This window comes from Kitasatospora sp. NPDC057542, from assembly GCF_042801945.1.
Classification (GTDB): Bacteria; Actinomycetota; Actinomycetes; order Streptomycetales; family Streptomycetaceae; genus Kitasatospora.
In genome coordinates this window covers 1-3920 of sequence record NZ_JBHVFE010000645.1, presented here as the reverse complement: position 1 = coordinate 3920, position 3920 = coordinate 1, and the positions used below count along the sequence as shown (strand labels likewise).

Genomic DNA, 3920 nt, shown 5'->3' with positions numbered 1-3920 from the left:
AACATCACCCGCAGCCGCCTCGGACGACTCACTCGCCAAGGCTTCCTCACCCAACCCGAACGAGGCCGCTACCAGAAACGGACTTAACGCCCTCTCAGACATCCCATGGCGTAGGGACGTCAAGCGGCTGTGGCGAGGGTTGCGTGGTGTGACCATGCGGTGGCCTCGTCGTAGAGGGCTCGGGTCTTGAGGCATCCGTGGAGGATGCCGACGAGGCGGTTGCCGAGCTGGCGCAGGGCGGGGTTGTATCCGGCGTCGCGGGCTCGCTGTTTGTCGTAGTAGCGGCGGGCGCCGGGCGAGGTGTTGATGGCGGAGAAGGCCTTCCTGTGGAGGGCGTCGGCGAGGCGGTCGTTGCGCGCGTGTTGGGCGTAGACGGCGTGGGTCCTGCCGGAGGCGCGGGTGATCGGGCTGGTGCCGGCGTAGTTCTTGCGGGCCTTGGCGGAGGTGTAGCGGGTGGGATCGTCCCCGAACTCGGCCAGCACCCGGGCGCCGGTGATTTTGCCGATGCCGGGCATCGACAGGTAGATCTCAGCGTCCGAGTGCGCGAGAAAATGCGCGCTCACCTGCTGTTCCAGCGCGGCTATCTGCTCGTTCAGCGCGATCAGCAGGTTGGCGTGCGCTGTCGCCGCCGCGGCGTAGGCGGCGGCGACCGGTGCGGCGATGGCGAGCTGGGGCTCGCGCAGGCCGGCCTGGATCGCGGCGGCTCTCTGGTCCCGGTTGCGGCGGCGGTGCCGGGCCAGGACGGCGAGGATCTGCGGGCTCGTCAGCTTCGCCGCCTGCTCGGGCGTTGGGGCCTTGACCAGCAGTTCCAGCGCGTCGGTGCTGGTCAGTTCCAGGCCCGCGTAGGCGTTCAGCGCGCCGGGGAAGTACTCGCGCAGTGTGTTCCGAAGCCGCTGGAACGCGCGGGTGCGTTCCCAGATCAGGGTCTGGTGAGCACGGGCGACGACCTTGATCGCCTGGGCCTGGTCGCTGTCCCCGGCAACCGGCCGCAGCTGGTCGCCGTCGATGCGGACCATGTCGGCCAGTGCGTGGGCGTCCCCTTGTCGCTCTTGGCCCCGGAGGTGCCGTACCGCTCCTTGAACCGGGCCGCCTGGCGGGGGTTGACCGCGTAGACGCGGTAGCCGGCCGCGATCAGCGCCTGCACCCACGGTCCCCGGTCGGTCTCGATCCCGACCGCCACCTGCCCGGGCCCCAGGTCCTCGCCGCCGTGGCGGGCGACGAGGGCGTGCAGCTTCGCGATGCCCTCCACGCCCTCCGGCAGCCGCGCGGTACCCAGCCTGCGGCCCGTCTCGTCCTGGACCTCGACGTCGTGGTGAGGTCGGCATGGAGCGCGGTTCCGGGATTACTCCCGGTCCGTTTCTCCATGCCGCCTTCCCGAACCGGACGTGCGAGTTGTCCCCGCATCCGGCTCTCCACAAGCCCCGTTGGACAGTTGCTCTCCTCAGCTGATGCTGGGCCAGGGCGAGGGAATGGTCGTCCCCCGGGGACGGTATCGAGTGGTGACTACCGAACCGGGATTGAACAGGACGACCTCTCCGTCGTGTGGCCACCACCGGCCGTCGCAGTAGCGACGGCGCAGTTCCTTCCAGCCCGCGGTGGGGTGCTTGCGCCGCAGCCATCCGAAGACCTGACGCCAAACGATCATGCGCAGGTATTGGAAGGCGCGGGCCGACACCCCGGGGCGGAAGTAGGCGGTCCAGCCCCGCAGCACCTGGTTGAGCTTGTGCAGCAGGACTGCCAGCGGCAGGCTGACGTTCATCCGGCAGATCGCCTTCGTCTTGGCCTTGACGGACCGAAGTGCCTTCTTGGCCGGGTAGTTGTAGACGTACTGCCGGTCGGTTCCCCGCTTCTGGTGGCGCTGGATGCGCCAGCCCAGGAAGTCGAGGCCATCGTCGATGTGGGTGATCAGTGTCTTCTCTTCCGACAACGTGAGGCCGACGGTGGAGAGGACTTCCGCTACTTCCGGGAGCAACGCCTGCGCGTGCGCCCGGGTGCCCGAAACCAGAATGACGAAGTCGTCCGCGTACCGGATAGGCCGGTAGTTGGGCAGGCCCTTCTGGCGTCGGGTCCACCTTTGCTTGGTGGTGGACAACGGGCCGCCCGGGGCCTGGGCGAAGTGCTCGTCCAGGACCGAGAGGGCCACGTTGGCCAGCAGCGGCGAGAGAATCCCTCCTTGCGGGGTGCCGGTGACGGTGTCCTTGGAGGTGCCGACCTCGGTGAGGATGCCTGCCTTCAAGAACGCCTTCACCAGCGCGAGCACGTGCTTGTCTCCGATCCGAGTCCGCACCAGGTCCATCAGGGCCGTGTGCGAGATCTCGTCGAAGCATGCCCTAATGTCGCCCTCCAGCACCCATTCGTAGGTCTTGGAAGCCAGAAAGCGCGTCTCGGCCATGGCGTCGTGCGCGCGCCGGTTGGGCCTGAAGCCGTACGAGCACGGAACGAAATCCGCCTCGAAGATCGGCTCCAGCACCAGCTTCAAGGCCGCCTGGACCACCCTGTCCGCCACGGTCGGGATGCCGAGACGGCGACGCTTGTGCGTCCCCGGCTTGGGGATCATCCGCTCCCTGACCGGCACCGGACGGAAGCTGCGGGACTTCAACTGCTCCCGCAGCTCGGCGAGGAACCACTCCTCGCCGATCCGTTCCCGGACGGAGGCGACGGTTATCCCGTCGACTCCGGCCGAGCGTGCGCCCTTGTTCCCCGCAACCCGTTCCCAGGCCATCAACAGAAAGCTGGGATCGGTGACGAGGTTGTACAGATCGTCGAACCGACGATGAGGATCGTCGTTCGCCCAACGGTGCAGCTTGGCCTGGATCTCCAGTACCCGTCGCTCAGCCGCGAACGGACTGAGCGCCAGATCACTCGTATTCACCAGCGTCCTCCTGGTCTTCCAGCACTTCCACCACTGACTTGCTGTCCCCCTTCGCCATGTACGCGCCTTTCGCGCGCTCGGACTACTACGGGGACTCCGCCCCGCTCGATGCCGCCAGCTGACGACGTGCCTGTCCCCCCACCGCGCTGGCTGCACGGGATGAGGACGACACCGAGCGGTTCCCACGTTCACTTGAGAGTCGATCGACGGGTGAGGCGCCCAGCTCTACCCCTGCGGCATCGCCACGGTTACGCCGCAGACATTCACCGTGGCCTCCAGACGGCTGATCACATCACCGGCTGGAGTTCCCCGTCTGCTCGAAAGCAGAGGGTGCGCGCCGCGACCAGCCCATATCCGCCAGGTTTTGAGCTGGTGGGCCGTTAAGGGGCGTCAGACACTGGTTCCTCTCGTACACCTTCCCGTCTCGCTGGCCGGACCCGCACCATCTGGCAGTGCTGGCACGTCCCGGCGTTGTCAGGACTGCTCCCACCCTCCCCGGCGTCTCCCGGATCAGACTGTCCTCAGCTTCACCCAGCCGCTGCGACGGCCAGGAGGTAAGGGCCTTTCACCCCCACTCGACTTCAAGCGCCTCGTGGCGCACGTGATCTTCGGCCCAGTCGTCACCGATGAACAGCACCAGCACCCGCCCTTTCGCTCTTGTCCGGTCATGCGCAGCCTGCGGAAGGCGCGGCTCGCTCTCTAATGGATCAAGTGCTCACGCCCAACCGCCCGGCGGGCACGCCATCCCATCAGCAGTCAGGCCTCCCAGCCGACCAGCGGGGGCACGGTCTGACCACAGAACTCGCAATGGCTCGGAGGCTAGGAGTGCTCACCCGCTGGCGGCTACGGACCGTAGTTTCTCCTACGGTCCGATGAGGCCCATTAGTACTGCAACCGCACTTGGTCGCGGTTGACTTGGCGAGTGATTGATCTTGGAGTGGGGCAGGTCGAGGAGTGGAAGGCGGCGCTGGCGGGGTTGCACGCCCGCTTCGCGTCGCGCTTCACCAGATCGGAGCCGCGCGGGCGGGCGCTGGAGTACATGGCGGGA

At 67.4% G+C, this 3920-nt stretch carries 1 protein-coding gene and 1 pseudogene; both read right to left on the bottom strand.

Going from position 1 to position 3920, the window contains the following annotated elements; all coding sequences use genetic code 11:
* Positions 1-119: 119 nt before the first annotated feature.
* A pseudogene (locus ACFU7Y_RS41365) lies at positions 120-1315 on the bottom strand (IS110 family transposase); the annotation flags it as partial.
* 126 nt (positions 1316-1441) lie between these two features.
* A complete protein-coding gene (gene ltrA, locus ACFU7Y_RS41360; RefSeq protein WP_380771560.1) occupies positions 1442-2872 on the bottom strand; it encodes a group II intron reverse transcriptase/maturase in 1431 nt (476 codons plus the stop codon).
* Positions 2873-3920 lie beyond the last annotated feature (1048 nt).